Source organism: Calothrix anomala FACHB-343 (genome assembly GCF_014696435.1).
Classification (GTDB): domain Bacteria; phylum Cyanobacteriota; class Cyanobacteriia; order Cyanobacteriales; family Nostocaceae; genus Aulosira; species Aulosira anomala_A.
Window position 1 is genome coordinate 1 of the sequence record NZ_JACJQG010000108.1, and the last position, 24,893, is coordinate 24,893.

The window sequence follows — 24,893 nt, forward strand, 5'->3', positions numbered from 1 at the left end:
TTCCCCGGCTTGAAGCAACTGCCGTCCCCTTGCCTAAAGTACGGATGTGTCTCTTCGCCACGCTACGAGTCACATCCTCAAGGGTTTTCAGCTAGCCTTTCTTATAAGGCGGAATTTTAGATCTTTATTCCCTTCGTTGATAAGTAAGCTATTCTGCTTTTAAGTTGCACAATCTATTGTGAGGACTGTTGACTGTTTACTGTTGACCGTTGACCATTGACCGTTGACTGTTGACTTTTAACAGCCCTGATTAGTAGTTATGCCATTTAGAAGCGCATTAGCTTAGACGCATAAGGGAATAACTATCCCTTATGCCTCCTGCCTTTATTCATAAAAAAAGGACACATATTAAGAAGCTGCGCTTTTTCTATGTGTCCTTATTTGCTTAAATACGGAGCAATCAATGATTATTGGGCAAAAAGCAACAAGGGTACACTACTTCAGGCAGTAGCTAACCTTGGCTATCCAACCCACCCAGAAATCGCAAGATATGCAACTTGATTCTTGCAATTTAGAGATAATGGCGATTGGAAGAGATATTTAACCTACTAGACCTTGAATGAGTGCTAGGTTAATCGTCAAAAAGTAAGCAACTAAGGCTCCACCAATAGCACCAATTAAGAAAGCACTAGAGAAATTATTCCAGCCTTCGTTGGTGGTAAAAGCATCTGGAGGGGTAGCAGTTACGCTGCTAAGTGCTTTGGGAGGATTGCTGTGAGTATATAAGGATAGAGCAGCAGTCAAAATGACAACTAAGCCGATCGCTCCTAGTAACCCAGCTAAGTTAGCACTAGGTGTGTTGCGCAGGGGGCCTAGTTTGGCAAAGGGGCCAAACAGCCAGTAACCATGAGCCATACCAACTTCTAGCCCGCGTCTAAAAGGAGTTAGACCAGGACGGTAAGCAGGTAAGTTATTAATGAACCACTTAACTAAGGGAGAAGAATTAATGGGTGTTTCCAGGTTACCTATTTGTGGATCGCGGCCTGCGGGAAAAACAACCTCACGATTTCTTGGATCGCTGGCTAGATTTTTGGATGCATCTACTGCTTGCGCCATATTTTATGTTCGCCTCTAAATTAGAATTGTGGCATTTTTCTATTAATAATAATTGTAGCTAAAGGTGCTTTTTGTCTGAGAAGTTTAGAAAAATTAATTTACTTACTTAAAAATACACGAAACCCGTAAGCTGTAAGAGCCTACGAGTTTCAAATAATTATTTGTACTACCTATTTGAGCTATATTTTTTTGATTAACTCAAGAAAAATATAGCTATCAAATATCAGACAGAAGTTCAGTTTTTTCCTGGGGGAAATTACCCGCTTCTACCTATGGCAGTGGGTGGAACAGCAAATCGGGGAAAAAGCGGTTAAATTCAATTAAAATTCCAGCTGTGATGGTCAACCAAAGAGTGGCTGCTACAGGTGCAGTGGAAATGAATTTAACCAAGTAGGATGAGGAATCGCCTTTGTCTGCCATGAATTTAGTCTCCTAAACAAGTTAATTGATACTGATGAACTAGCGCGGGGAAATGGGGATTTCTGTATCCTTAGCTGTTAATTCACCAGAGAGCAATTCTTTGACAGCTGCTGCTGGCCAAGCAAAGCCTGTGGCCATGATTGGTAGAGCCAAAGCCAAATCGATTTGGATTTCTTTTTGTTCAGCGTCAGATCCCTTCTTGATTGTTTGGAGATAGGTACGACCTACCCAACCAATCCAACCGGTAATGTAAAGGAAAAGAATGCTAGGAATTAAGAAATCGCCTGCACGGTCAAGACGACCATCAACAATCAAATGGGGGTAACCTTCAGGGCCACAAAGAGCCTGAGAGTAACGCTCAAACCGCTTTTTACCAGATTCTGGATCGGCGGTGGTATTACGGGCATTTTTTGCTAGCTCTTGAAAAGCGGGAGTGTCTGCACATGGCTTAAGATCCGCACCCAGCGCCTTAGCGGGGGGGGCGAAATTGAACCAAAGACAAATCGCTAAAATCAAAGCAAACAATCGTCGCATGGAGTTGTTTCCTTTTATTACAAAACAAAAAGTTTTTTGTACAAAACGAAGCGGCTTGTACAGTCTTTATTTAGATAACTAGCAAGTCATCATACTCTTGCGCGGGAACCGAGTAAAGTTTAAGTAAATAAAAGTTAAAGCTTCTCAACCTAGTTCTCATTGCCTTTTGAGTTCCAACTTCCAGCACTGAGCAAAATTTCGGAATATTTGAGAGAATTCATGAACTAGAGCTGAACCTCAGAACCGATCGCAACATTACTCTTGTATAGCAATGGCAACCGTTTTAGCAATCGAAACTAGCTGTGATGAAACTGCTGTGGCAATTGTCAACAATCGTCAAGTTTGTAGCAGTATCATAGCTTCACAAATCCCGATTCATCAGCAATATGGCGGCGTGGTACCTGAGGTAGCATCTCGCCAGCACTTAGAAACAATCAACTGGGCGATCGCCCAAGCTTTAGAGCAAAGCCAAATGAATTGGGCGCAAATTGACGCTATTGCCGCCACCTGTGCCCCTGGACTAGTCGGCGCACTGTTGGTAGGGTTAACTGCTGCCAAAACTTTGGCCATAATTCAGCAAAAACCTTTTTTGGGAGTGCATCATCTCGAAGGGCACATTTATGCAACTTACTTGAGCGAGCCAAGTTTAGATCCCCCTTTTCTTAGCTTACTAGTTTCCGGCGGACATACAAGCTTGATATATGTCAAGGATTGTGGTATTTACGAAACTCTCGGTGAAACCCGCGATGATGCGGCGGGTGAGGCTTTTGATAAAGTAGCGCGGCTGTTAAAGCTAGGTTATCCCGGCGGGCCGATTATCGATAAGCTAGCGCAAACAGGCGATCCCCAAGCCTTTGCCTTGCCAGAAGGAAAAGTATCTTTACCTGGTGGGGGATACCATCGCTATGACGGCAGTTTTAGCGGGTTAAAAACAGCAGTATTGCGGTTAGTGCAACAGCTAGAGAAAAATAACGCGGAGATTCCCCTAGCCGATGTAGCCGCTAGTTTTCAAGAAACAGTAGCGCGATCGCTTACCAAAAGAGCGATCGCCTGTGCTTTAGATTATGGTCTCAATACAATTGCGGTGGGTGGAGGTGTTGCCGCTAACAGTGGTTTGAGAAAAAATCTTCAAGCCGCCGCCGCCGAACATAACCTACGAGTCCTCTTCCCCCCCATGAAATTTTGCACAGACAACGCCGCTATGATTGCCTGTGCCGCCGCCGATCACCTATCACGGGGGCATACCTCCCCTCTAACCCTGGGCGTCGAATCTCGGCTATCTCTCACCCAGGTGATGAAGTTGTATCAAGGGAATTAGTCAGAGACGCGATTCATCGCGTCTGTACAATTTTCATTTGTTTTCCTTGTCCCCCTGCCCCCTGCCCCATGCCCCATGCCCTATGCCCTATGCCCCAATCCCATTAACTATCGCCTGAATATGACTAGCAACAGCCTCCGGCTGCTCTAACATTGCTAAGTGCCCACAATCAGGAATTTCAATCACATTGTCGCCACAATATTGGAATAATGGGTGAAAGCTGGCTAAATGGCGCACATACTTGGGTTCCATTACCTTGTCGTGGCTGCCAGTCAAAAAATAAACTGGCTGCTGCAGTTGGGAGACTAATTGGGGTAAACGGTTGATTTCTTCTTCTGTTGTCGAATCTAACAATGTACCTAAAGCTGCTTCTGGATCGGCGACAACAAAATCAATCACTCGCTGACGCGCCCAATAACGCTCTAAAGGGCGGGCTACGCTAGCTCTAGTAAACAGTAAATCAATCAAAGGTAGTTGAGATAACCAGCGCGGCCGGACTTGTAAAAATCGCTGTCCCATAGTCCGGAACTGCTCAAAGGCTTCTTTAAGATAAATTCCGCCACCAGCGTTAATACAAATTACCCCTTTAACGCGATCGCTCATTTGATTTGCTGCCCACAGAGCAATTGTTCCACCTAAAGAGTGACCAATTAGCCAAGCACTAGTGATATGTAACTGCTGTAATAGCACTACTAAATCATGGGCGTAGGCTGCTGGCGTATAAGTAGATTCCAACGATGAATCTACTGCGCTAGTGGAATTAGCTGCAAAACTCACAGACAATTGTGCCCGATTCACCTCGTTATCAGGCTGGGACTGGGACTCGCCAAAACCCCGCAAATCGTAAGATAGGCACTGAAAATCTACTGACAGTTGGGAAATCACAGGCTGCCAGTATCCACGGCTATTTAGCCAACCGTGGACAAAAACTAAAGCATGGGGACTGGAGGTGGGAGCCGTTAGCTCGTAGGAATGGGGAACGCCAAGGATTTCGATGGTTGCCATACTTTATATCGTACCTTTAAGGGCGGGTGCGACTAAATATGGAGTTAAAAGGAAAAAGCTTCAAGCTAGACACTCATGCGATCGATCACACAACAAGGGCATGAAAATCTCTTTGAACAGTCAACAGTCAACAGTCAACGCTATTTTCCAGCTAGCCATTCACACCAGCTTTTGGCACCACCAAGCAGGAAAATCTGTCTTTCCCATGCCCAATGCCCAATGCCCAATGCCCATTTTCAACCTAAAAAACTTTTTTCCTTCATAACTTTGTAGCTGCCGTTATTTTCCTAGTAATCTCTGTCGCACCCCTTCAGCAATTTTGTGTCCCAAATATTCGGGAATGAGACTTTCGTTAGGCCCTAATAAGTAAAGAATTAGCCTGGTGCGTCCGCGCCAAACCAGCAGGTTGGCATTAACTACCAGTAAATCCTCCTGCCAGATAGCGTACATCACTTTGTAAAATAATCCCGGCTGATTATCGGCTTCAATCACCAAAGCTGGGAGATGAAATACCGGATCGACATAGAATTCTGTTTGCACTTGCTCTAAGCCAGCATCCAAGTTGAATTCTACAGCCAGCATTTCTTCTACCTCAAACCGCCCGCCTAAAGCTTCGCGGATTGCCCGACAAACGTTGTCTGCTGTTTTCTCCGTCAAAGCCTTGCTGCCACGAGATACCAGCAGCTTAATAAAAACTAACATTGGCGATCGGATCTGACCGTATAAGCTCAGACCGTGAATAGTGAGTCCGTAAGCAGCCAGCACGCCAAAAATATCGCTGAGGAGAAAAGACTGATTGCGGTAGGCAAAATGCAAGGCGCTTTTGCTTCCTTCCGGTTTCAGCTCGATCACAGCCCGTCTGGTTTTATACAGACGGTAGGCTAAACGTAAATTTTGGAGTTGAATCTCACTGCTAACAAACTGTTCATAAAATTGAGGAAACGCGCGATTAAAGCGCTTTAGGAGTTCTAGAGTGGAAGATTTTAAACCAGAAGCCATCTTTGGGGGTAGACTCGCTCGCGAGATGTGTCACCAGGGGACTGAAAATTGGGTACAGGTGAAGAATTTTCTTATACCTAATACCCTATACCCAATTTCTCATCCCGATATACAATTGACTCTCTTATTTTTCCCTTTTGGTGAATTTCTCCTAGCTTTACAACAAAATGCTAAAGTTGAAAATGATTGGTGTGAAACACGCCCTAAATAGCTGTGACCATTGCTAACCCCAACAAAAACAAATATTTTTTTAAGATTTTTGCTTGTGGGGGATATGAGATGGAACTAGCTGTGTTAGAAGTGAATCTCCACTTTTAGGAGTGGTAGCCAATTCAGTTATACTACCCGAACCACGTTGGCATGGGTTTTTGGAAAACTTGGTTTAGTACTTCTGAATCTGCAGCGACTAACAGAACGGCTCCCTTTGAAGAGATGAGCGCGGAATTTACGGGCAATAACCCGAATAGCGATCGCATCGTCTTCAGCACAGAACGAGATATAGATTTATATGAACTCGAAGAACTCTGTGATGCTGTTGGTTGGTCGCGTCGTCCTCTGAGAAAAGTAAAAAAAGCTATTGAGCATAGTTTTCTCGTTGCCTCTATGTGGCAAGTTCGAGGAAACCAAAGGCGGCTCATTGGCTTTGCGCGTGCTACTTCCGATCACGCATTTAATGCGACTATCTGGGATGTAGTCGTCCACCCTGACTTTCAAGGTAAAGGAATGGGTAAAGCGCTGATGAAATACGTTCTCAAAAAACTGCGCAGCGAAGAGATTAGCAATGTCACTCTCTTTGCCGATCCTCATGTTGTTGATTTCTACCGGACTATGGGTTTTATGCCCGATCCTGAAGGTATCAAAGGCATGTTTTGGTATCCTCACTAAATCCTTATAGACAAATACAACAGTTTCCCCAGCAAAATTTAGTTATAATAGCGAAAATCTCCTAAAAATTCCCATCAGGGTTCAGCTTATCATCCAGCAATTACCTTGATTGTCCAGCTAACACAGCATTCCCACACTGAATATCTGTGAGCAGTTGATTGCTGTGTTTTAGCAGACGCAAAAAAAAGTTAGTCAATATTCACCACTTCTGATATAATCAGAGTAACGCTTTGTGAAAAGCATCAAGGTAAACCTAGTTGCTGTGTAGCTGCGAAACTCCTAAGCTTTGTGTTAAGAGTCAATCGCGCCACTCAAAGTAGATAGATAAACCGGGATGTAGCGCAGCTTGGTAGCGCGCCTGCTTTGGGAGCAGGATGCCGCAGGTTCAAATCCTGTCATCCCGATTTCTAGTTTTTAAGTAAAAACCGTAGTTTCATTAGTGAAGCTGCGGTTTTTTGCAATGTGTAATAAGAAAAAACAATAGTTGAGCTAAGTTCATTATTGGTAAATTGCTGTGCTGCCAATTAGATATTTTTGCGGAGTAATTTAATTTGCCGATTCTGGTCGCAAGCTATTGGGTAAGCTATCATAAGACAAATTTATTTTTTAGCAGGTAGTAATCTAGTAACTGTATTTCTATACATTTACTAAAATGTCAGCCAATATTAAATGTCAGGCAATTGGAACGATTCACTATATAATGGCGTCATTTATAGTTAGGTAAAGAAAATCAAATGACATTTAAGGCGGAAATAATTTGAGTAATTTGTAGTGATTGTGTCACCCTATATAAGAGGCACATACTTTATTTTGCTGTGCAGCAAGCATAGGCATAGAAAGATAAATTGAAAAATAGCACCATTACAGGCTGAATGCCAGATTATAGCAATCCTAAATTATTCAGGAATATCAATCTTTGAGCGTTGTCTATTCATGGAATAGCCAACACAAATTTTTCACATTTCTAAGAGATTGCTATATAACTAAAAAAAGTTGGTGCCGTGAAAATCCAACTATTTACCTGAGGTAATTGAATTGTTGAAACAAGGAGTAGTCATGAAATCATTGGTTCGCTGGGGCGCAACATTAGCTATCGCTGGCAGTGTATTATCAGGGGCGTTGCCAGGAATCGGCAATCTCCAAGCGATCGCTTTACCACAAGATCAGGTAGTGAAAAAATTACAAGAGGTACCTGTCTTTACCCTGACTAATGCTAAAGGTGAATTCATCGTTATTTCTCGGGATAACCAAGGTAAGAAAATCTCTCAAGTAGGATTTTTTATCAGCAAGCAAGACGCCCAGAAATTTTTAGATAATCGCCTCAAAAAAGAAAATCCACAGCTAGCAAGTACCTTACAGGTTAGACCTCTGTCTTTAGCCGATTACTATAAAATCGTACTCGAGGGTAAGAAGAAGTCTGACTCTGTTTTTTATACTTTAGTACCAACCCAACAACAGGTAGAATCAGCTAGAACTCTGTTAACTCAAAGCGGTCAACAAGGGCAACAATTTAATGGTATTCCCTTATTTGTACCCAAGTTTAAGAAAGATAATAGCTATCTGACTATACCCTTGCCTCAAAGTAATGAACGTTACATTCCTTTCTTTTTTGAGAAAGAGCAAGCAGTTAACTTGTTAGATCAATTTAAAAAAGCTGCTCCCCAAGAAGGTGCAAATACAGAAATTCAAGTAGTAGATTTGTACGGCGTGATTGAGGCGCTCAACAGCAGCAACGATCCTGGCATGAATAAAATTGTGTTGTATCCATCCCAAGAGTCGATTAATTTTATTCGTTCCCTTGCACCTCAGTCATCTGGAGGAAATCAACAGCAAAATGCTAGACCGGCGGCTACACCTGCTAAGAAAAAATAGTTAATCTATGACTTACGCAATGTAGAAATAGGGCATGATGGATGTGAGGTGAATTGATGTTGATAGTTGAAACTTGGCACCTCAGACATTAGATATTTGTCAATATTTGTTCATGCGTAAGTCCTTTAAACCTACACCATCTAGATTCATCAATACATGACTGTGAAACTTTTATCTGATAAAGATAATAATAGATAAAATGTAAATTCACCAAGACGATGGGTCTGAAGCCCCGTCCTTCTAGGACGGCTTTTTATTGATCTTCAACTTCCGAACTAATTCTCTAAGAACGTCGGATTTTGTTCTTTTGGTCGCTTGGCAATACTCCTCAAGGTGTGTCAATTCCTCTTGCGTCAACCGAAAAAACACGCTTTTATCCATTGTTTTGTATATCAAAATGATGTACAATTATAGCAGATTTCAACAAAAGTAATGAAAGCCAGATACCAATTCCGATTCTACCCAACAGACTTACAACAACAGCTTTTAGCTCAGTTGTTTGGTTGTGTGCGCGTAGTTTGGAATGACGCACTGGCTATCTGCAAACAATCCGAAAAACTTCCCAAGAATAGCGAATTACAAAAGTTTGTAATTACGCAAGCTAAAAAGACTGATGAACGCTCATGGTTGTCTGATGTTTCAGTAACTCCATTACAGCAGTCAGTAGCCGATCTAGGAGTTGCTTATAAAAACTTTTTTGATTCGCTCAAGGGTAAACGAAAAGGCACGGCAGTCGCTACAACGGGGGGAACCCCCGCAACGCGCTGCCTCAAAAAAGTAGGAACTCCGAGATTTAAGAGGAAGACAAGCAAGCAGTCTGCAAGATTCACCCTAAACAGTTTTTCAATCAAGGGAGACGAAATATATTTAGCCAAAATTGGTAATATCAAGCCTATTTGGTCAAGACAATTACCCTACGGGAACGCTCGTTTCTCCTCAACGGAAGCCGCCAAGACTCGAACTTGCTCACCATCTGCACCAAGTAGCGTAACAGTCATCAAAGACTGTGCTAACCGTTATTTTCTCAGCTTTGTCGTAGAAATAGAACCTATTCAATCTGTTAGCGCCAGCGGTAGCGAGGTACGAGCGTCAGCTAAAAACCAAAGCATTGGGATTGATTTGGGAATCAAAACTTTTGCGGTCATGAGTAATGGAGAAAAAGCAATAAGTCCCGATTACTCCAAGAAAGAACGAAAAATTCGTAAACTACAGCGTAAGCTAGCAAGACAGCAGAAAGGTTCTAAACGCCGTGAACGTACCCGCATAAGAATTGCCAAACAACACAACAAAATCGCAGATGCCCGTAAAGATTTCTTGCACAAACTATCAACCAAAGTAGTTAGTGTGAACCAAACTATTGTTTTAGAAGATTTGAATGTGTCAGGAATGGTCAGAAATGGCAAGCTGGCAAGAGCAATTAGCTTGCAGGGATGGAGGGAATTTCGGGTATTTTGTGAGGGTAAATCTGAAAAACTTAATCGGTATTTCAGAGTAATTAGCAGATGGGAACCTACTAGTCAAACTTGTTCTTGCTGTGGGTATCGATGGGGCAAGATTGATTTGTCTGTTCGCTCAGTGTTGTGCTTAAACTGCAACACTCAGCACGACAGAGATGAGAACGCATCCCAAAATATAAAAATGGTCGGCACGGGGCATCGGCACGACCCTAAACGGACGGGGAGCGACCATAAGACTACTTTGGTAGCTAGTTGCTGTGAGCCGTCAAGAATCACCGCACCTTCAGGTCGGTGAGTATGTCAAAGTCTGAAAATTTTCATCGACCTTGAAATATGACGAACACACAGCCAAAAGTAATTTCTGGGTTAGAACTTTGGCAGTGGCGTCAGAGTGCAATTCAAGCTGCGATCGCTAATGATGTACCAGTTGCAGAAGTTGATTGGTTACTCCAAGAGATAGCCGGCTTAGATCGGTTAGCGCTGCGTTTAGAATCTTTCAAGAACTGGCCGCAGATTCAATTAGAGTTACCTTTAGCAGATTTAGAACTTTTGTGGCAAAGGCGGTTACGCGATCGCTTTCCTGTACAGTATATTGCCGGGGTGACACCTTGGCGACAGTTTAAAATTGCCGTATCAAGTGCAGTTTTGATTCCCCGCCCAGAAACAGAATGCTTGATTGATTTAGCTGTAGCTGCAGCTAATGATAGCCAAATTACCCCAGCTTTACAGTCAGGATATTGGGCAGATTTGGGTACTGGGAGTGGTGCGATCGCGTTAGGATTAGCTCATGTGTTTCCTGAAGCTACTATTCACGCCGTTGATTACAGTCTGGATGCTTTAGCGATCGCTACAGCCAATGCTGAAAATTTAGGACTGAGCGAACGAATACAATTTTATCAAGGTTCTTGGTGGCAGCCGCTAACACATTTAAAAGGTCAGTTTAGTGGCATGGTATCAAATCCGCCTTATATCCCGACAAGCACTTTACCAACATTACAACCAGAAGTCATTCTCCACGAACCACATTTAGCTTTAGATGGCGGTGCTGATGGTTTAGATTGCATTCGTCATTTAATTGAAATCTCTCCTAGTTACTTACGTCCTGGTGGTGTGTGGCTGATTGAAATGATGGCAGGACAAGCGGAAATAGTGCGGGAACTTTTGCAAAATCACGGTAGTTACTACAATATTCAAATTCACTCTGATTTAGAGGGAATAGAACGCTTTGCCCTTGCTTATAAAAACACCCATTGAAACCCTGTGACTTTATTTACGAATAGTCGTAATCATGACAAAAAAACCAAGTTTCATGAGTTGCAGCAATGAATGTTTCGTTGCAAGAAACCTTAAAACAAGGGTTTTCAGTTTCGTCTTTTATTTAGTGAATCGGTGTTCTAGACACAATATGACATAATATTTCCAACTGGCTCCCAGTTACTTCCATTTTGGTGAAACAGTAAATAGTACCCACAGGCAGAGTAAGCAATATGGACGAGTCCATAATCCAATGATGCACTCAACCCTACACGGGACAGTGTAAACACTCCACGAGGTTTATGACTTTCTTGAGGTGTAAGCTCAGAAATAAAGCGATATCCATTCTCAACATAAAATCGCTTTTCTAGAGTCCACTGCCGTGCATTTTTAATTTCGTAATCTTCCATCAGACCTTTGTGTTTTATTACTTTATATTTAAACTCACCACCGAATCGTTCTAAGTTATTAAGTGTATGGAAAGGCTCATCGGCGGTATGGTCACTAAAAATAGTACCAGGTAGATGAAATAAAAACAGGTTTGTTTGTTGACAAACCGCAGTATAAATATCGTACTCAGTCTGTGAAATTAAATTTTCAATTTCTGACATAAAAAACTTAAATAAAAATTAATCTACATGAATATCTATAGGCATCTTGTTTGATTATATAAATTACTTTTCGCAAAAGAAAATATATCAAATAACTTCAGAGTAAACAGACTAAATAATAGAGGTGTAATGAATTCTGCCAAAAAATTAAATATGAGTGCTATAAGAAACATATAAATATCAAAGTATTTGAGTTAAAATTCATCACAATCCCAATTAAGGGTGATAATTTATAACTAAGTATTACTGAGACATCATCTGCTGTAATCTGAATAAATGAATTACGAAACGGCTCGCAAAATCCTGATAGACCAAACATTAACAACCGAAGACTACCCAGATTCCTTGTTAATGCGGATGAAACAGGGAAAACCGCCAGTTCCTGGTCAAATTACTTCGATTTTGTTGGCGTTGAAAGTGGTGTTTGAAGCCCTCAAAGAAGCCTCTACTCTCGATAGAGACCTAGCTTACGCGCTATTTGAGTTAAGTATTAAGACTCAACAGCTATTTGCTGGGGGGCGGAAAGTTGGTGTTGACTGGCCGCCATTATTAAAAGAAGATTTGCTGCGAATTTCTCTAGCGGCTGAAAGTATTTTTTCTGGTAAATGGTATACCCCACCCAGCAGTGGGTTAGGAGGGTAATCGCAGATAAAATGCGCAACTTTCACATTAGGGAAGAAAGGCAGAGGGCAGATGGCAGAAGAAAAGCGAAAAACTGTATTTTGCCATCTGGGAGTAGTTGGGAGTAAATAAATGATTTATGGAAATTCCTTCTGCCTTCTGCCTCTTATGTCCTGCCTTCATTAACGATTGCGTAATTCTGCTTCTAATTTGTCTAAATCGCTTTTAAGTAAAACTGTCATTTGACCGGTGAAAGCTTTACCAGCTTTAGGCTGGGCTACTTCTATCCAATAAGCAAAGCGATCGCCTACTCGCAATTCTCCCTGTAAAGCTTCCCTGATTGGAGTTTTCGCCAACCGGGCTGAGTTAATAGCGCTTTGATTAGGATATTGATATAGTACTTGCCCGCGTTTAAAGTCTTGATAAATATCTACTCCGTAAATTACTCGTAAAGCTTCTTGTAGGCGATCGAATGTCATACCGTTAACGGCATCATACATAGTAATGCGTTCGTTACGAATGACGCTGCGGTCTTTAGTAAAAGCTACTTTTCCCGGCGGTAACACCGATGCTAAAAAGGTAAATCGCTGGGCTGCTGTATCACTCTTTTGTATAAATAAGCGCTCTCCACTTCTAGGGCGTAGGGTAGGATGTGCTTGAATCCAGGTGGTGACTTCTTCAGTTTGTTGTCCTGGTAAGGCGTTGGTTTTGGAATCAGCAAGCATTCCCAACGCTAACCAAGACCAGAAAGAAACAGGCAAAATTAATAAAGTAAGCAGAGGTTTTTTTAACATTTTCAAAATCGGGAACTATATCGCGAGGTAATCATAGTTTTCCCGTTTTGCTGTCAAATCATTTCATATAAATTTAAAAAAGATGGCTGGGTTTGTAGGTTGTTTTACGGATAAGGGCATTGGGCATTGGGCATGGGGCATTGGGCAAATAGAACAGGACTTACGCAAAATTATAAGTCCTATAGAATTCTTAGCTTGTCTCCCTTTACCTGCTCCTCGCTTCACATTTTCAGCGCTACTTTGATGACTTTGCGTGCTTTCATGTCATTAAATACTTGTGCTAAATCTTTTAGGGGGCGATGTTCGCTAATTAGGAGTTCTAAAGGATGTTGACGACTAGCTATCATTGCTAGGGCGGAGCGGACATATTCAGGTGTGTTGTGAAATACGCCTTTTAAGGTTAATTCGCTGTAGTGTAATTGTTCGGTGTTGACGGTAATGGTGGTATCTCTGGGACAACCACCAAATAAGTTGACGGTTGCGCCTGGACGAGCAGATGCGATCGCAGTTTCCCAAACGCTAGGTACACCAGTGGCTTCAATTACGATATCTGCGCCCCACCCTTGGGTAAGTTCTTTGACTACTCCAGGTATATCGGGAATTTGATGATAGTTAAATGTCTGGGTTGCGCCTAATTTTTTCCCAATTTCTAATCTGCGATCGCTCCCACCCCACAGCCAAATCTCAGATGTCTGTTTCTTGGCTAAAGCGGCGACAAACATCAGCCCTATAGCCCCATCTCCTAAGACGACGATTCGGTCTTGTGGTTTGATTTGGGTACGTCCTACCCCATGCAAGACACAAGCCAAAGGTTCGGTCAAGGCTGCTAATTCATCGGGCAGATCGTCGGGGATAGGTAATAAATTATGCTGGACTATGGGCGCAGGAATTTTTAGATACTGGGCAAAAGTTCCATTATTCCATGTCAAATTGGGGCATAAAGAATATTCTTGACGTTGACAAAAAAAGCAATTCATGCATGGAGCGGAATTATTAGCGACAACGCGATCGCCTATTTGCCAACCTGTGACACCTGCACCCAAAGCGACAATTTGCCCAGCCGCCTCATGACCGAATAAAGTCGGTGGTTTCAGCATTCTGGCATGACCACCACGCCGCCATACTTTTAAATCTGTGCCGCAAGTTGTCGCCGCCTCTACTTGAATTACTACTTCACCTGCCGCCGGAGTCGGATCGGCGACCTCCTCTAAGCGTAAATCCTCTTGACCATAAAGCAAGGCTGCCAACACAACTTTTGACCTAAAATTAATGACTTCACCTGATTTTATAACGCTTCGTGTAGTGGAATTAATGAACTACTCACCCCTACTGCGTTGAGGGGTGAGTTTCTGACGCTTCATCTGAGCAACTTGCTTGAAACTTCCGCACCAAGTAGAGGTTGACCCATCATCGTCTGTAGAGGCACGTTCCATACCCCTGTCTTGGAAAAATGCTCTACTTGGGGAAACCCCAAGACCGCATTTTCCGCTTGCGTAGTTGAGCATAACTATTGCTGCGGCGACATCCCTATCACATTGGTATTCGCACTTTTCGCAATGGTGAATTCTATCAGCTAATGTTTTCTTCTTTTTATGACCACAATTAGGGCAGGTTTGAGATGGTTTTACTTTGGTAGTCGGAATTTCAATATAAAAACCACCTGCCTCGGTAACTTTGTACTTAATTAAGTCCTTGAGATTACCAATACCAACGTCAAGCAAAGACCGATTAAGTACTGACTTTTGACGTTTTCTCTTACCCTTAGATTTGCGAGTCATCCCCTTGAGGTTTAACTTTTCAGTGGCTACCAGGCTATTACAGCTAACTATCTGTGTAGACACTTTATGCTGCCAGTCAAGTCTATGTCTGGCTACTTTTGACTGTATTTTAGCTATCGCTTTATTGGCTTTTTTCCATCGTCGTGAAGCTTTACCTCGTTTCTGTGGTGGACGCTTGCGGCGGATAGTTTTCGCTATCTTGTCAATTTTACTTTGAGCGGTTTTAACAAATCTAGGATTATCAATTAAATTGCCATTAGAGTCGGCAATTGCATGGTGTGTACCAAAATCCAAACCAATTGCACCCGTATCTGTTTGTGGACGAGTTGGGACACAATCAACAGTAATTGAGGCGTACCATTTACCTTGTTTAAAAATAATTGTACAGGTCTTGGTTTTACCCCAATCCCTAGCTTGACCACGCATTTTGATGTTCCCCAAGTTGGTTATTTTTAGATAACCATTCCTACCATCAGTGCAAGCTTTCCACCCTGAATTGCAGGGATATGTCCATCCCTTGTAGTAACGGCTTGATTTGAATTTGGGGTATCCAGACTTGAGTTTAAAGAATCGCTTAAATGCAAAATCAACACGCTTAACAGTATCTTGTAATGCATGACTACCAAGCTCTTTGTACTCTACCCATTCTTCCTTAAATGCTGGCAAGCAGTTCTGTTGGCCAAAATAACTAACTGATTTGCCAAATTTCTTGTAAGAAGTTCTACGATGTTCAACACAAGAATTATATAAATCCTTATGAAGTCGTCGCCAATAATGCATTTTATCGGATTGTATTTTTGATGGGTAAAGCCTGAAAGTAACTCGCTTGGTAACCATAACAATCGACCTATTTGTTAGGTTAATATAATAGCAAAATGAAAGCGTTTAAACAACTATGAAACAAGTAACAATGCGAGTATCAAGCAGAGAATATGAACACTTAATTCGGTTTTGTCAAATAACACAAAGAAGTCAGTCAGATGTTGTTCGCGATTTAATACGGAAGTTGTCAATCAATGGGGCATTGAACCCCATTGATTAACCGCTATCCTTCCCCACCCTGCCTTCACCTGAGGTGGGGAAGGATAGCGTGTCGTTCAGGCGATCGCTAATTACAATAGTTAAGTTATAGGTCTTAACATTTCCCTTACCGTAATCAGGCAATTAGGAAACGCTAAAGGAGAAATTTGCACATCTTCTGCGAGAATCGTCTCACTTTGATAACCTTGCGGACTAGGTAAGCGATAAACATGAAGCTTGCGCCTATTTACATCTAAAACCCAGTAATCAACAATACCCGATTTCGCATAAATCGCCGCTTTCACCTCTGTGTCATATTTCAGGCTAGTATCAGCTACTTCAATAATTAAAAATATTTCCGGTGGCTTGGGATGATGGTCATCATAATCTAATGCATCGGGAACTACCACAGCTACATCTGGTTCTGGCTCAGAATAATCATCCAATTGCACGGGAGACTGAAACCGCAGCAAAACTTCATGGTTGATACGATTCCGTAATAATCTATCTATGCGAGTAATGGCTGATTCGTGCGCTGTTCCCTTGGCTACCATCTGAATTATTTGTCCAGCAATTAACTCAACTCGTTCCTCTGGATGAAAGATTCCCGCCTCTGCCATGCGGTGATAATCTTGAACTGTTAACAGACGAATAGCTAAAACCATACAGTTCAGTCATGTTGGTAGTTACAAGTCTATATTTTAAAACGGAGAGGGAGGGATTCGAACCCTCGTATACGTTGCCGCATAACAGCATTTCCAGTGCTGCGCCTTCAACCACTCGGCCACCTCTCCAGGTGCCACGATTTATGATTCTACGATGAAATCTCAAAAAATGCAAAGATAATTAAGAAGATATTTTTGAGCAAAGCTAAAATTCCCAATCAAGATGTCCCAAACATACAAGATAAAAGTTCGCGATCGCAATAATGGCAAGGAATACACCCTGCAAGTGCCAGAAGACCGCTACATTTTGCACAGTGCTGAACACCAAGGAACCGAATTGCCTTTTTCTTGCCGTAATGGTGCTTGCACTACTTGCGCTGTGAGGGTACTTTCGGGAGAAATTTACCAACCAGAGGCAATAGGCTTGTCTCCAGAGTTACGCCGCCAAGGTTATGCCTTATTATGTGTGAGTTATCCCCGTTCTGATTTGGAAGTAGAGACACAAGACGAAGATGAAGTCTATGAACTCCAGTTTGGGCGCTTTTTTGCCAAAGGGAAAGTCAAAGCGGGTTTACCGTTAGATGAGGATTAAACAATTCAAAATTCAAAATTCAAAATTCAAAATGAACAGATGCAATTTTGGCAATCTTGGCTATTGACTAGCAGGTGCTTGCAGGGTAAACATCCAGGCATAAAAACACAAATTACGGCTTGGATAGCGTATTTTGGCGTAATTCTGCGAAAAATAGTAATTTTGGCTTGCCTATTCCTTCTAGTGAGTTGTCAAGCCAATAAACCGCCGACCAATAATCAAGCACAGGTAAAAGTAGCGCGGGTAGTCAGTGGGCAAAGTTTGGAAGTTTTAGGAATGGCGGAACAGCCAAATTTAATTTCCCAGGTGCGTTTAATTGGTATTGATGCGCCAGATACCCGCCAACGTCCCTGGGGAGATAACGCCAAGCAAGCCTTAGAAAAGCTCATCGGCGGTGCGGAAACAATTGTCACCCTGGAGTTTGACATGGAACCCAGAGACAAAATTGGCCGGACTTTAGCCTATGTCTGGAAAGAAAAGGTGTTATTGAATGAAGAATTAGTCAAACAAGGGTATGTATTATTTTTACCGCGATCGCTTAATCATAAATACGATCGGCGTTTAGAAAGTGCCCAACAATGGGCGAGAATCATGGGTTTAGGAATTTGGCAACCAGACAAGCCCATGCGCCTGACTCCTGCTGAGTTTCGCCGTACCTTTCGTTGATAGGGGCTAGGGGCTAGGGGCTAGGGAAGGAGGACAAGGAAGACAAGGAAGACAAGGGGGACAAGGGGGACAAGGAAGAAAATGACAAATGACCATTGACTATTGACCATTGACTATTGACCCATGACAAATTTACAAATCTTTCTCGATATAGCTACTGAAGCGGCTTTGGCTGGTGGTGAAGTTTTACAAAGCTACTGGGGTAAGTTAGAAGACGCAATTACTGAAAAAGGCCGGCCTGGGGATTTGGTGACGGCGGCGGATAAGGCTTCAGAAGAGGTGGTTTTAGCAGTTTTGCGGCGTCATTTTCCCCAACACTCGATTTTAGCTGAGGAATCTGGAAAACTGGGCAATCAAGATAATGAATATCTCTGGGCAATCGATCCCCTAGATGGTACAACTAACTATGCTCACCAATACCCAGATTTTGCCGTTTCTATCGGGTTGTTAATTAATGGTGTGCCCCAAGTTGGTGTAATTTATTGCCCGTTTCATAATGAGCTATTTCGGGCGGCTGCTGGTTTGGGTGCGACACGCAACCGTCGCCCGATCCAAGTTTCCCAAACTACGGAACTCGGTAAAAGTTTGTTAGTCACCGGATTTGCCTACGATCGCCGGGAAACTACTGATAATAATTATGCGGAATTTTGTCACTTCACCCATCTTACCCAAGGCGTGCGCCGCAGTGGTTCAGCTGCAATGGATTTAGCTTATGTTGCTTGTGGGCGCTTAGATGGCTATTGGGAAAGGGGACTTTCTCCTTGGGATATGACAGCTGGAATTATTCTCGTGCAAGAAGCTGGGGGAAAAGTTACTGCTTACGATGGTAGCCCGATAAAAATTGAGTCTGGTAGAATTCTCGCTACTAATAGTCATCTACATCACAGCATGAGTCAGGAATTATTACATATTCCTGCGTTGTCATCTTGGCAATAAAAATTGGGAATACTAAGTCAACGGTTACTAGTCAAAGGTCAATAGTCAAAGGTCAATAGTCAAAGTTAATACTCTTGACTATTGTATGGGTGGTTTAACTTACTTGTCTTTTTTCCCTGTGACAATCTGACAAAACTCGCCCCTACTGACTCTCGGCTTTCAACTGGCGACTACCGATCGGTTGCTGACTTTGGTGCATAAATTTTTATGGCTTTAAGAATAGATCGTGGACTTTTTAAATATGATTTCATTGACCATCATGCAGTGTTATGCGTCCCTGTTGATGCAGATGTAAAGGAACTTCGTAAACGCTATCTCACTATTGCTCGTCGCTTACATCCAGATGCCAATATCCAGGCTAGTACGACTGAACAGCAGGTAGCTGAGGAATTTTTAGCAAAATTAGTGAACCCAGCTTATGAAAAACTTTCTACAGAACGAACTCGCGCAGAATACATGATAGTTTTGTCCCAAATGGGCAAACGTCTAGTGCAAGAAGCTTCGACTGTGGAACTGCAGACAGATTTGGCTAAAGAGTTAGTAAATGTACCAGAATCCAATGTAAATCAACTCTATAAAGCAGCGATCGCCCATATTGCCAAAACACAATATGATTCCTTGCAGAACGCACCGCAAATAATTGCCCAAATTAGCGAGTTGAATTTAGTTTACTTAATGCGCAGTGCTAACAAATTATTAGCAGCACAGCCGTCATTAGTTCAGCCAACTACTACCTCTGGTTCCCAGTCACAAACTCCCGCAGCAGGTTCTACAGCCACAGCACAACCAATATTTAACGAAGATTCCGTGGTGGAAGCTTATATCCGCCGGGCGCAAGGTTTGATTGATAAAAACCAACTTTCCCAAGCGCAAATCGAACTCCAAGATGCTTTAAAACTAGAACCAAAGAATAGTCGTTGCCATAGCCTGATAGCATTGGTGTATTTGAAGCAAAATCGCTTGAAAATGGCCAAGATTCATTTTGATAATGCACTCAAATTAGACCCCAACGATAAAACATCTTTGGAATGGAAACCAAAACTAGATAAGGCTTTAGGGTTACAATCTGGTGGTGCTAAGGGGACTCCATCTACCAATAATGCTGGTAAACAATCAGATAAATTTGGTGGTGGTTTATTTGGTAGCTTGTTTGGTGGGAAGAAAAAATAGTCAGGGATGCACAAATTTTGCGATCGCTCGATTTCTGGCCCCAAGCCAAAGGTTAGGGGCCATCATCTATCTCAACGCCAACAGCAAAGTGCTGAAGAAGAATCCCATATATAAGGAGATTTTGCCAGAGCCAGGGATAAAAATACGGAGGATGAATGGTTTATCAACCAGCAGCAGGAGCCAGGGATTTATTACCTTTAGATGTGGCGCAAAAACGCTGGATTGAAGATAGGTTACAACAGGTGTTTCATCGTTGGGGATATCACAGGATTATCACCTCGACTTTGGAACGGATGGATACTTTAATGGCGGGAGAAGCAATTCAGCGTCAAACGGTAATTCAACTCCAAAATGCTGAAGATGAAGAATTAGGGTTACGTCCAGAACTGACAGCTTCGATTGCGCGTACTGTTGTTACGCGCATGGCGGGTGCTACTTATCCCCAACGGTTGTATTACAATGCCAATGTATTCCGCCGGATATGGGAAAATCGCCACAATCGCCAGCAAGAATTTTATCAAGCTGGGGTAGAGTTACTGGGTGCGGGTGGATTGCTAGCGAATGCAGAAGTTTTGTTGTTAGTAGCTGATTGTTTGTCAGCTTTATCGTTACAGCAATGGCATTTAATTTTAGGTGAAGCGGGAATTACGCGATCGCTTTTGAGCGTGTTTCCAGCTAATCTACAAGGTAAAGTGCGTCAAGCGATCGCCCATTTGGATCGTATCGCCATCGATAATTTACCTCTAAGTGAGGAACTACGCGATCGCGCCAGAATCATCTTGGATTTGCGGGGTAATAGTCGGGAAGTCTTGCAAAAAGTCCAAAGCTTAGATTTAGATTCAGCCCAAAAAGAAGCGGTAGATAACCTCAAAGCCTTAGTGGAGCTAATAGAATCTAGCAGCGATTTTCCCTTAATTCTCGATCTCAGCTTAATTCAAACTATCGACTACTACACGGGGATTGTGTTTGAAGTTGTCAGTGATAGCGAAGGACAAGCCAGAGTTTTAGGAAGCGGCGGACGCTACGATCGCCTTTTAGGGCTATATCATCCCCAAGGCGAAAACATCCCCGGTATTGGCTTCGCCCTCAATATCGAAGATTTATACCAAATTATCCAATCTACTCAGCAATTACCGCAAAATCCCCCAGCTAGCGATTGGTTAGTAGTACCAGAAACCGCGAATGCTGATGCCGCCGCCTTTGCCTACGCGCAAAAGCTACGGTATGCTGGCGACATAGTGCGAGTAGAGATAGATTTGGGGGGAAGGGATGCAGAAGCTATCCGCCAATACGCAAGCGATCGCAATATTGCCCAAATCGCCTGGATTAAAGCTGATGGTTCACCTGTAATTGAATCATTACCTCAGAAAAATTAACACCAACCCTGAGACACATCAATAGATCAACATTAAGGGCACAACAATATACATTGTTGTGCCCTTAATGTTAATATTAATCTCCCCTGCCCCCTGCTCCCTGCCCCTCTACCTTCAAAGCCAAGAATTACCAAGGGCTACCAATCATAATAAATGGTGCCCAAAAAAATGGATGTTGCAGAACTAATTGCTTGGCTTCCGAACTACTAACAGCTATTTTTGACAGGGGAATAGTGAGATTGCTATTGCTGATAATTAAATTTTTGCCCTCAGCATCTATTTTTACCTTACCTTGAATCATTGCTAGCTGTGCTTGTCGCAGTGCTTCTACCTTAGTAGTTTGAGTTTGTAACTGGCGGTGAAACTCTGTCATTAATCCCAAAGTTCCCGTATCTGATACTTGCCATAAACTAGCAGTTACCGAATTCACCCCAATTTGAACCGCCGATCCAGCTAAACCCAACTGTGATTTTTCATCGCCAAAAGCTGTCTGACAAGCACTCAAAATTAATAATTCTACTTGTGGATTATTCCAGCGTAGGTTACGAACTTCATTAAGCTGGAGCTTGTCATTATACATTTGGATATATGAATTTTTTAGAGACTCTTCTCCGGGAGCAAAAACTGCGTGGGTTGCTAAATGAATAATTCCAAATGGTGTTTTATTCCGTTCTTGTTTTAGCCGTTCTTTGGTGAATTCTTGGTTAAGTACAACTTTACCCTGTCCGCGCCAAATTTGATTCACAATGGTTTCTACTTCTACAGGCGCACCAAGTAACTCTTTGACTGGATTTTCATTATTTGGCCCCGGATCGAAACTTTCTGCGCCCATTGCTAAGACTTGAGTGTTTTTGAGATTAGCATAGTTGCTATTAATCAAGCTAAAAGTGGGAATGATACCCAAACTATATTTTTCAATCAAAAACTTATCTTGCTCATCTACTAGTGCAGCTAAAGGAAGCGATCGCAAACCTGCATCTTGGATGACAAACAGCACATTGTCAATACCGTCTTTTTGTAATTGAGCTTCTAAGGGCGCAATTAACCATTTATAAAGTTGTTTGCCTGATTTCTTATAACTGGTGGTGCTAAGTTTCTCCAACTCTAGAGGAGCATCAACATTTTCTTTGAGAGATACTTCTCGATAAAATTCTGCTGCTACCTTTTTCACCTCTCCTCTAGTAATACCTGTATGAATTTTCGGATTTGTAGATTTACCACCAGGTGTTACCATGAATATTTCTAAGGTATCACTATCTTGAGGTTCTGGCTGAGAATTATCTGCTTTAATTTGGTATTCTTTAGGCTTAAACCAGACATAGATAATTCCTGATTTCATTCCTGCTTTTTGCTGAATTTGGTTCAGTTCGCTAGTGATTTGTTCTATACTTTTAATTGGCACATTCTCTAACTTTAATTCTGATTGATATCGTCTAGTTTCATTATTTTCTAGATTAACAACCACTGAATCTTCACTAGAGTTAACATTATTGTTAACGCCTATTTGTGATAAGCTACTTTCTTCTCTACCTGGGACGATTCGTCCTTGAGTAATAATTTGAATTTTGCCTCTAGTATCGCTATCTGGGAAAGATTCAAGGGGCGATATACTATTAGGTAAACCGAAAAGATTTAACCCAGTAGTAATGATTCCAGCCGTACCATTAAGTGAGGCTCTACCAACAACAAATGGTGTGACGCTATCACCACCGTGATCGATTTTGATTTCACCACCACCATCTTTACCAATTGTAGAAATACTGGCAGAAATCGGGATGTTATTGATAAAAGTAGTAAAAGTTTCTGTAGCGCGGAAGTAACGATTAGTTTTGATATCTACATTACCGCCCATACCATTGCTGCTACCACCTTGAGCATTGATATATTGCACTTGAATATCGTTATTTGGATCTAGTTTGACTGAACCACCATTACCATTGGTGGAACTAGTATTGATAGCTCCAGTATTAATGCTATCTTTCGCCTCAATAGTTAGGTTACCACCATTACCTACATTAGTATTAGTGTTGATATCACCAGTCTTGAGCGCACCTGTATTATTACCTAAGGCTGTTAAGCTAACATTGCCACCATTGCCATCGAGGTCTGTATTAGAATTTACATTACTCGTTGTGATGTTTCCATTGTCGCTGGTAATTTTAATATCTCCCCCGGCTGTGGAAATATTACTCGTATTTACATTTTGACTTGCTTGGAGTGCGATCGCTGAATTTCCACTACCTGTAATATTACCGTTGAAAACTAATTCACCATCAGTGCTTGTGAATTTATTAGGTGTTGATGTATTCCCATTACTAGTTAAGGTTACAGGACTATCAAATTTTTGATTGCCTGTGGTAGTAATGTTACTAGCAACATTAGTATTACCTGCCTTAACATTTAAGCTACTTAAAGGCGTCTTACCTACTTCATCATTAAAATTAATATTACCTGTACCAGAACTCAGGGTTAAATCGCCACTACCATCTAATGTGCTATCAAAGGAAATTTCACCATTACCTGAGTTGAGGTTGATTTGCTTACCAGTGCCTAATAATACTGGATTCTTAAAAGCGATTGGTTGATCTTGGATCTTAATGTCAGCGTTGAGAGTCGTATCACCATTTAAGGTAACAGCAGCATTATCTGTACCTGTAATTTGTCCATTAACTGTGATACTTATGGGCGAATTAATTGTTACTGGATCTTTGAAAGTTACAGAATTAATAGTAATAGCATTACCATCTTCACGCCCGATGGTAATGCTATTAAAGCCGTTTGCTAAGGCGTTGATGTCTGCTGTTGTCAAGTCTAAAGCAGTAGTCTCAGCACCACCTAGAGTAATATTTTGGCTAGTGGTGGATGGTAGAAGTGTCAAATTTCCTCTACCAGTCACCGAATTAAGAGTTGAGGGTAAGTTAATTTCGGTTGCTGTTAATGTGAGGTTGTTGCTACCTGCGCTTAAGGAGTTATTGAAAGCGATCGCGCCATTATTAGAAGTGAATATTTTATCCCCAGTACCAGTCAGGGTTACAGGATTCTTGAATGTTTGATCGCCTTGGGTGGTAATGTCGCTAGCGATATTGATAGTACCAGTACCAGCATTGACAATTAAACTACCATCACCCTCAACGGTATTTTTAAAAGTAATATCGTTATTACCAGAGTTGAAAGTGGTGCTACTACCTGTTAATTTGACAGCACTATTAAATTCTTGAATACCTGTAGTAGTAATGTCATTGGCAAGATTAATATTGCTAGTACCTGCATTCACAATTAAACTACTCGCACCCTCAACTGTATTTTTAAAAGTAATATCGTTATTACCAGAGTTGAAAGTGGTGCTACTACCTGTTAATTTGACAGCACTATTAAATTCTTGAGTACCCGTGGTATTAATGTTATTGGCAAGATTAATATTGCTAGTACCTGCATTCACAATTAAACTACTCGCACCCTCAACGGTATTTTTAAAGGTAATATCGTTATTATCAGAGTTGAAAGTGGTGCTACTACCTGTTAATTTGACAGCACTATTAAATTCTTGAATACCTGTAGTAGTAATGTCATTGGCAAGATTAATATTGCTAGTACCTGCATTCACAATTAAACTACTCGCACCCTCAACTGTATTTTTAAAAGTAATATCGTTATTACCAGAGTTGAAAGTGGTGCTACTACCTGTTAATTTGACAGCACTATTAAATTCTTGAGTACCCGTGGTATTAATGTTATTGGCAAGATTAATATTGCTAGTACCTGCATTCACAATTAAACTACTCGCACCCTCAACGGTATTTTTAAAGGTAATATCGTTATTATCAGAGTTGAAAGTGGTGCTACTACCTGTTAATTTGACAGCAC

Annotated in this window: 23 protein-coding genes and 2 tRNA genes; 13 read left to right on the top strand and 12 right to left on the bottom strand. The window is 41.8% G+C overall.

The annotated features are described in order from the left end of the window. Nucleotides 1–540: 540 nt before the first annotated feature. The 3 genes from H6G08_RS35020 to H6G08_RS35030 all read right to left on the bottom strand — a co-directional run bounded on the left by H6G08_RS35020 (nt 541) and on the right by H6G08_RS35030 (nt 2,010). Nucleotides 541–1,056: a photosystem I reaction center protein subunit XI gene (locus H6G08_RS35020; protein WP_190551632.1), complete on the bottom strand. Its 516-nt coding sequence runs from the start codon at nt 1,054–1,056 to the stop codon at nt 541–543. A gap of 270 nt (nt 1,057–1,326) precedes the next feature. Then, nucleotides 1,327–1,476: a photosystem I reaction center subunit IX gene (gene psaJ, locus H6G08_RS35025; RefSeq protein WP_096645568.1), complete on the bottom strand. Its 150-nt coding sequence runs from the start codon at nt 1,474–1,476 to the stop codon at nt 1,327–1,329. Between the two features lie 39 nt (nt 1,477–1,515). After that, nucleotides 1,516–2,010, bottom strand: a complete 495-nt coding sequence (locus H6G08_RS35030) for a Photosystem I reaction center subunit III (protein ID WP_190551634.1) — start codon at nt 2,008–2,010, stop codon at nt 1,516–1,518. 271 nt (nt 2,011–2,281) lie between these two features. Here H6G08_RS35030 and tsaD point away from each other — a divergent pair, with 271 nt between their 5' ends. Then, a complete protein-coding gene (gene tsaD / locus H6G08_RS35035) occupies nt 2,282–3,328 on the top strand; it encodes a tRNA (adenosine(37)-N6)-threonylcarbamoyltransferase complex transferase subunit TsaD (protein WP_190551636.1) in 1,047 nt (348 codons plus the stop codon). Between the two features lie 87 nt (nt 3,329–3,415). On the opposite strand, the gene H6G08_RS35040 is transcribed toward tsaD, so the two are convergent. Continuing rightward, entirely contained in the window at nt 3,416–4,333 is a 918-nt protein-coding gene (locus tag H6G08_RS35040) for an alpha/beta fold hydrolase (RefSeq protein WP_190551638.1), read from the bottom strand. Nucleotides 4,334–4,433: 100 nt separating this feature from the next. Between H6G08_RS35040 and H6G08_RS35045 the strand changes: the two genes are divergently transcribed. Further along, nucleotides 4,434–4,598, top strand: a complete 165-nt coding sequence (locus H6G08_RS35045) for a hypothetical protein (RefSeq protein WP_190551640.1) — start codon at nt 4,434–4,436, stop codon at nt 4,596–4,598. A gap of 14 nt (nt 4,599–4,612) precedes the next feature. On the opposite strand, the gene H6G08_RS35050 is transcribed toward H6G08_RS35045, so the two are convergent. Then, nucleotides 4,613–5,332: a hypothetical protein gene (locus H6G08_RS35050; RefSeq protein ID WP_096645572.1), complete on the bottom strand. Its 720-nt coding sequence runs from the start codon at nt 5,330–5,332 to the stop codon at nt 4,613–4,615. 360 nt (nt 5,333–5,692) lie between these two features. Between H6G08_RS35050 and H6G08_RS35055 the strand changes: the two genes are divergently transcribed. From H6G08_RS35055 to prmC, 5 genes are all read left to right on the top strand, one after another. Next, nucleotides 5,693–6,217 carry a GNAT family N-acetyltransferase gene (locus tag H6G08_RS35055; protein WP_096645574.1) on the top strand — a complete coding sequence of 175 codons (525 nt, stop codon included), beginning with the start codon at nt 5,693–5,695 and terminating at the stop codon, nt 6,215–6,217. A gap of 330 nt (nt 6,218–6,547) precedes the next feature. Then, nucleotides 6,548–6,621 (top strand) — tRNA-Pro (locus H6G08_RS35060). Nucleotides 6,622–7,273: 652 nt separating this feature from the next. Then, nucleotides 7,274–8,089: a Tic22 family protein gene (locus tag H6G08_RS35065; RefSeq protein ID WP_190551642.1), complete on the top strand. Its 816-nt coding sequence runs from the start codon at nt 7,274–7,276 to the stop codon at nt 8,087–8,089. A 432-nt stretch (nt 8,090–8,521) separates the two neighbouring features. Continuing rightward, nucleotides 8,522–9,841, top strand: coding sequence for an RNA-guided endonuclease InsQ/TnpB family protein (locus H6G08_RS35070; protein WP_190551644.1), 1,320 nt, complete (start codon nt 8,522–8,524; stop codon nt 9,839–9,841). A gap of 38 nt (nt 9,842–9,879) precedes the next feature. Then, entirely contained in the window at nt 9,880–10,800 is a 921-nt protein-coding gene (gene prmC / locus H6G08_RS35075) for a peptide chain release factor N(5)-glutamine methyltransferase (RefSeq protein WP_190551646.1), read from the top strand. Nucleotides 10,801–10,940: 140 nt separating this feature from the next. Here the strand turns inward: prmC and H6G08_RS35080 are convergent, their stop codons facing one another. After that, the gene (locus tag H6G08_RS35080; RefSeq protein WP_190551648.1) at nt 10,941–11,411 is read right to left on the bottom strand and encodes a hypothetical protein; all 471 of its coding nucleotides are present in this window, start codon (nt 11,409–11,411) and stop codon (nt 10,941–10,943) included. A gap of 276 nt (nt 11,412–11,687) precedes the next feature. Between H6G08_RS35080 and H6G08_RS35085 the strand changes: the two genes are divergently transcribed. Beyond that, on the top strand, nt 11,688–12,053 hold the full coding sequence (locus H6G08_RS35085; protein ID WP_190551650.1) for a Dethiobiotin synthetase: 366 nt from the start codon (nt 11,688–11,690) through the stop codon (nt 12,051–12,053). Between the two features lie 161 nt (nt 12,054–12,214). Here H6G08_RS35085 and H6G08_RS35090 read toward each other — a convergent pair whose 3' ends face one another. The 5 genes from H6G08_RS35090 to H6G08_RS35110 all read right to left on the bottom strand — a co-directional run bounded on the left by H6G08_RS35090 (nt 12,215) and on the right by H6G08_RS35110 (nt 16,418). Beyond that, nucleotides 12,215–12,826, bottom strand: a complete 612-nt coding sequence (locus H6G08_RS35090) for a hypothetical protein (protein ID WP_190551652.1) — start codon at nt 12,824–12,826, stop codon at nt 12,215–12,217. A 221-nt stretch (nt 12,827–13,047) separates the two neighbouring features. Next, nucleotides 13,048–14,076, bottom strand: a complete 1,029-nt coding sequence (locus tag H6G08_RS35095) for a zinc-dependent alcohol dehydrogenase (protein ID WP_190551654.1) — start codon at nt 14,074–14,076, stop codon at nt 13,048–13,050. A 66-nt stretch (nt 14,077–14,142) separates the two neighbouring features. Beyond that, a complete protein-coding gene (locus H6G08_RS35100) occupies nt 14,143–15,441 on the bottom strand; it encodes an RNA-guided endonuclease InsQ/TnpB family protein (RefSeq protein WP_190551656.1) in 1,299 nt (432 codons plus the stop codon). A gap of 284 nt (nt 15,442–15,725) precedes the next feature. Then, nucleotides 15,726–16,289: a Uma2 family endonuclease gene (locus H6G08_RS35105; RefSeq protein WP_190551658.1), complete on the bottom strand. Its 564-nt coding sequence runs from the start codon at nt 16,287–16,289 to the stop codon at nt 15,726–15,728. Nucleotides 16,290–16,331: 42 nt separating this feature from the next. After that, nucleotides 16,332–16,418 (bottom strand) — tRNA-Ser (locus H6G08_RS35110). Nucleotides 16,419–16,512: 94 nt separating this feature from the next. Here H6G08_RS35110 and H6G08_RS35115 point away from each other — a divergent pair. The 5 genes from H6G08_RS35115 to H6G08_RS35135 all read left to right on the top strand — a co-directional run bounded on the left by H6G08_RS35115 (nt 16,513) and on the right by H6G08_RS35135 (nt 21,029). Continuing rightward, entirely contained in the window at nt 16,513–16,881 is a 369-nt protein-coding gene (locus tag H6G08_RS35115; RefSeq protein WP_096645582.1) for a 2Fe-2S iron-sulfur cluster-binding protein, read from the top strand. Nucleotides 16,882–16,920: 39 nt separating this feature from the next. Next, on the top strand, nt 16,921–17,547 hold the full coding sequence (locus H6G08_RS35120) for a thermonuclease family protein (RefSeq protein ID WP_190551660.1): 627 nt from the start codon (nt 16,921–16,923) through the stop codon (nt 17,545–17,547). Nucleotides 17,548–17,670: 123 nt separating this feature from the next. After that, nucleotides 17,671–18,483: an inositol monophosphatase family protein gene (locus H6G08_RS35125; protein ID WP_190551662.1), complete on the top strand. Its 813-nt coding sequence runs from the start codon at nt 17,671–17,673 to the stop codon at nt 18,481–18,483. A gap of 207 nt (nt 18,484–18,690) precedes the next feature. After that, the gene (locus H6G08_RS35130) at nt 18,691–19,653 is read left to right on the top strand and encodes a J domain-containing protein (protein WP_190551664.1); all 963 of its coding nucleotides are present in this window, start codon (nt 18,691–18,693) and stop codon (nt 19,651–19,653) included. Nucleotides 19,654–19,808: 155 nt separating this feature from the next. Further along, entirely contained in the window at nt 19,809–21,029 is a 1,221-nt protein-coding gene (locus tag H6G08_RS35135; RefSeq protein ID WP_190551666.1) for an ATP phosphoribosyltransferase regulatory subunit, read from the top strand. 127 nt (nt 21,030–21,156) lie between these two features. Here H6G08_RS35135 and H6G08_RS35140 read toward each other — a convergent pair. Next, on the bottom strand, nt 21,157–24,893 hold a 3,737-nt coding region (locus H6G08_RS35140), incomplete at its 5' end, for a CHAT domain-containing protein (protein WP_190551669.1).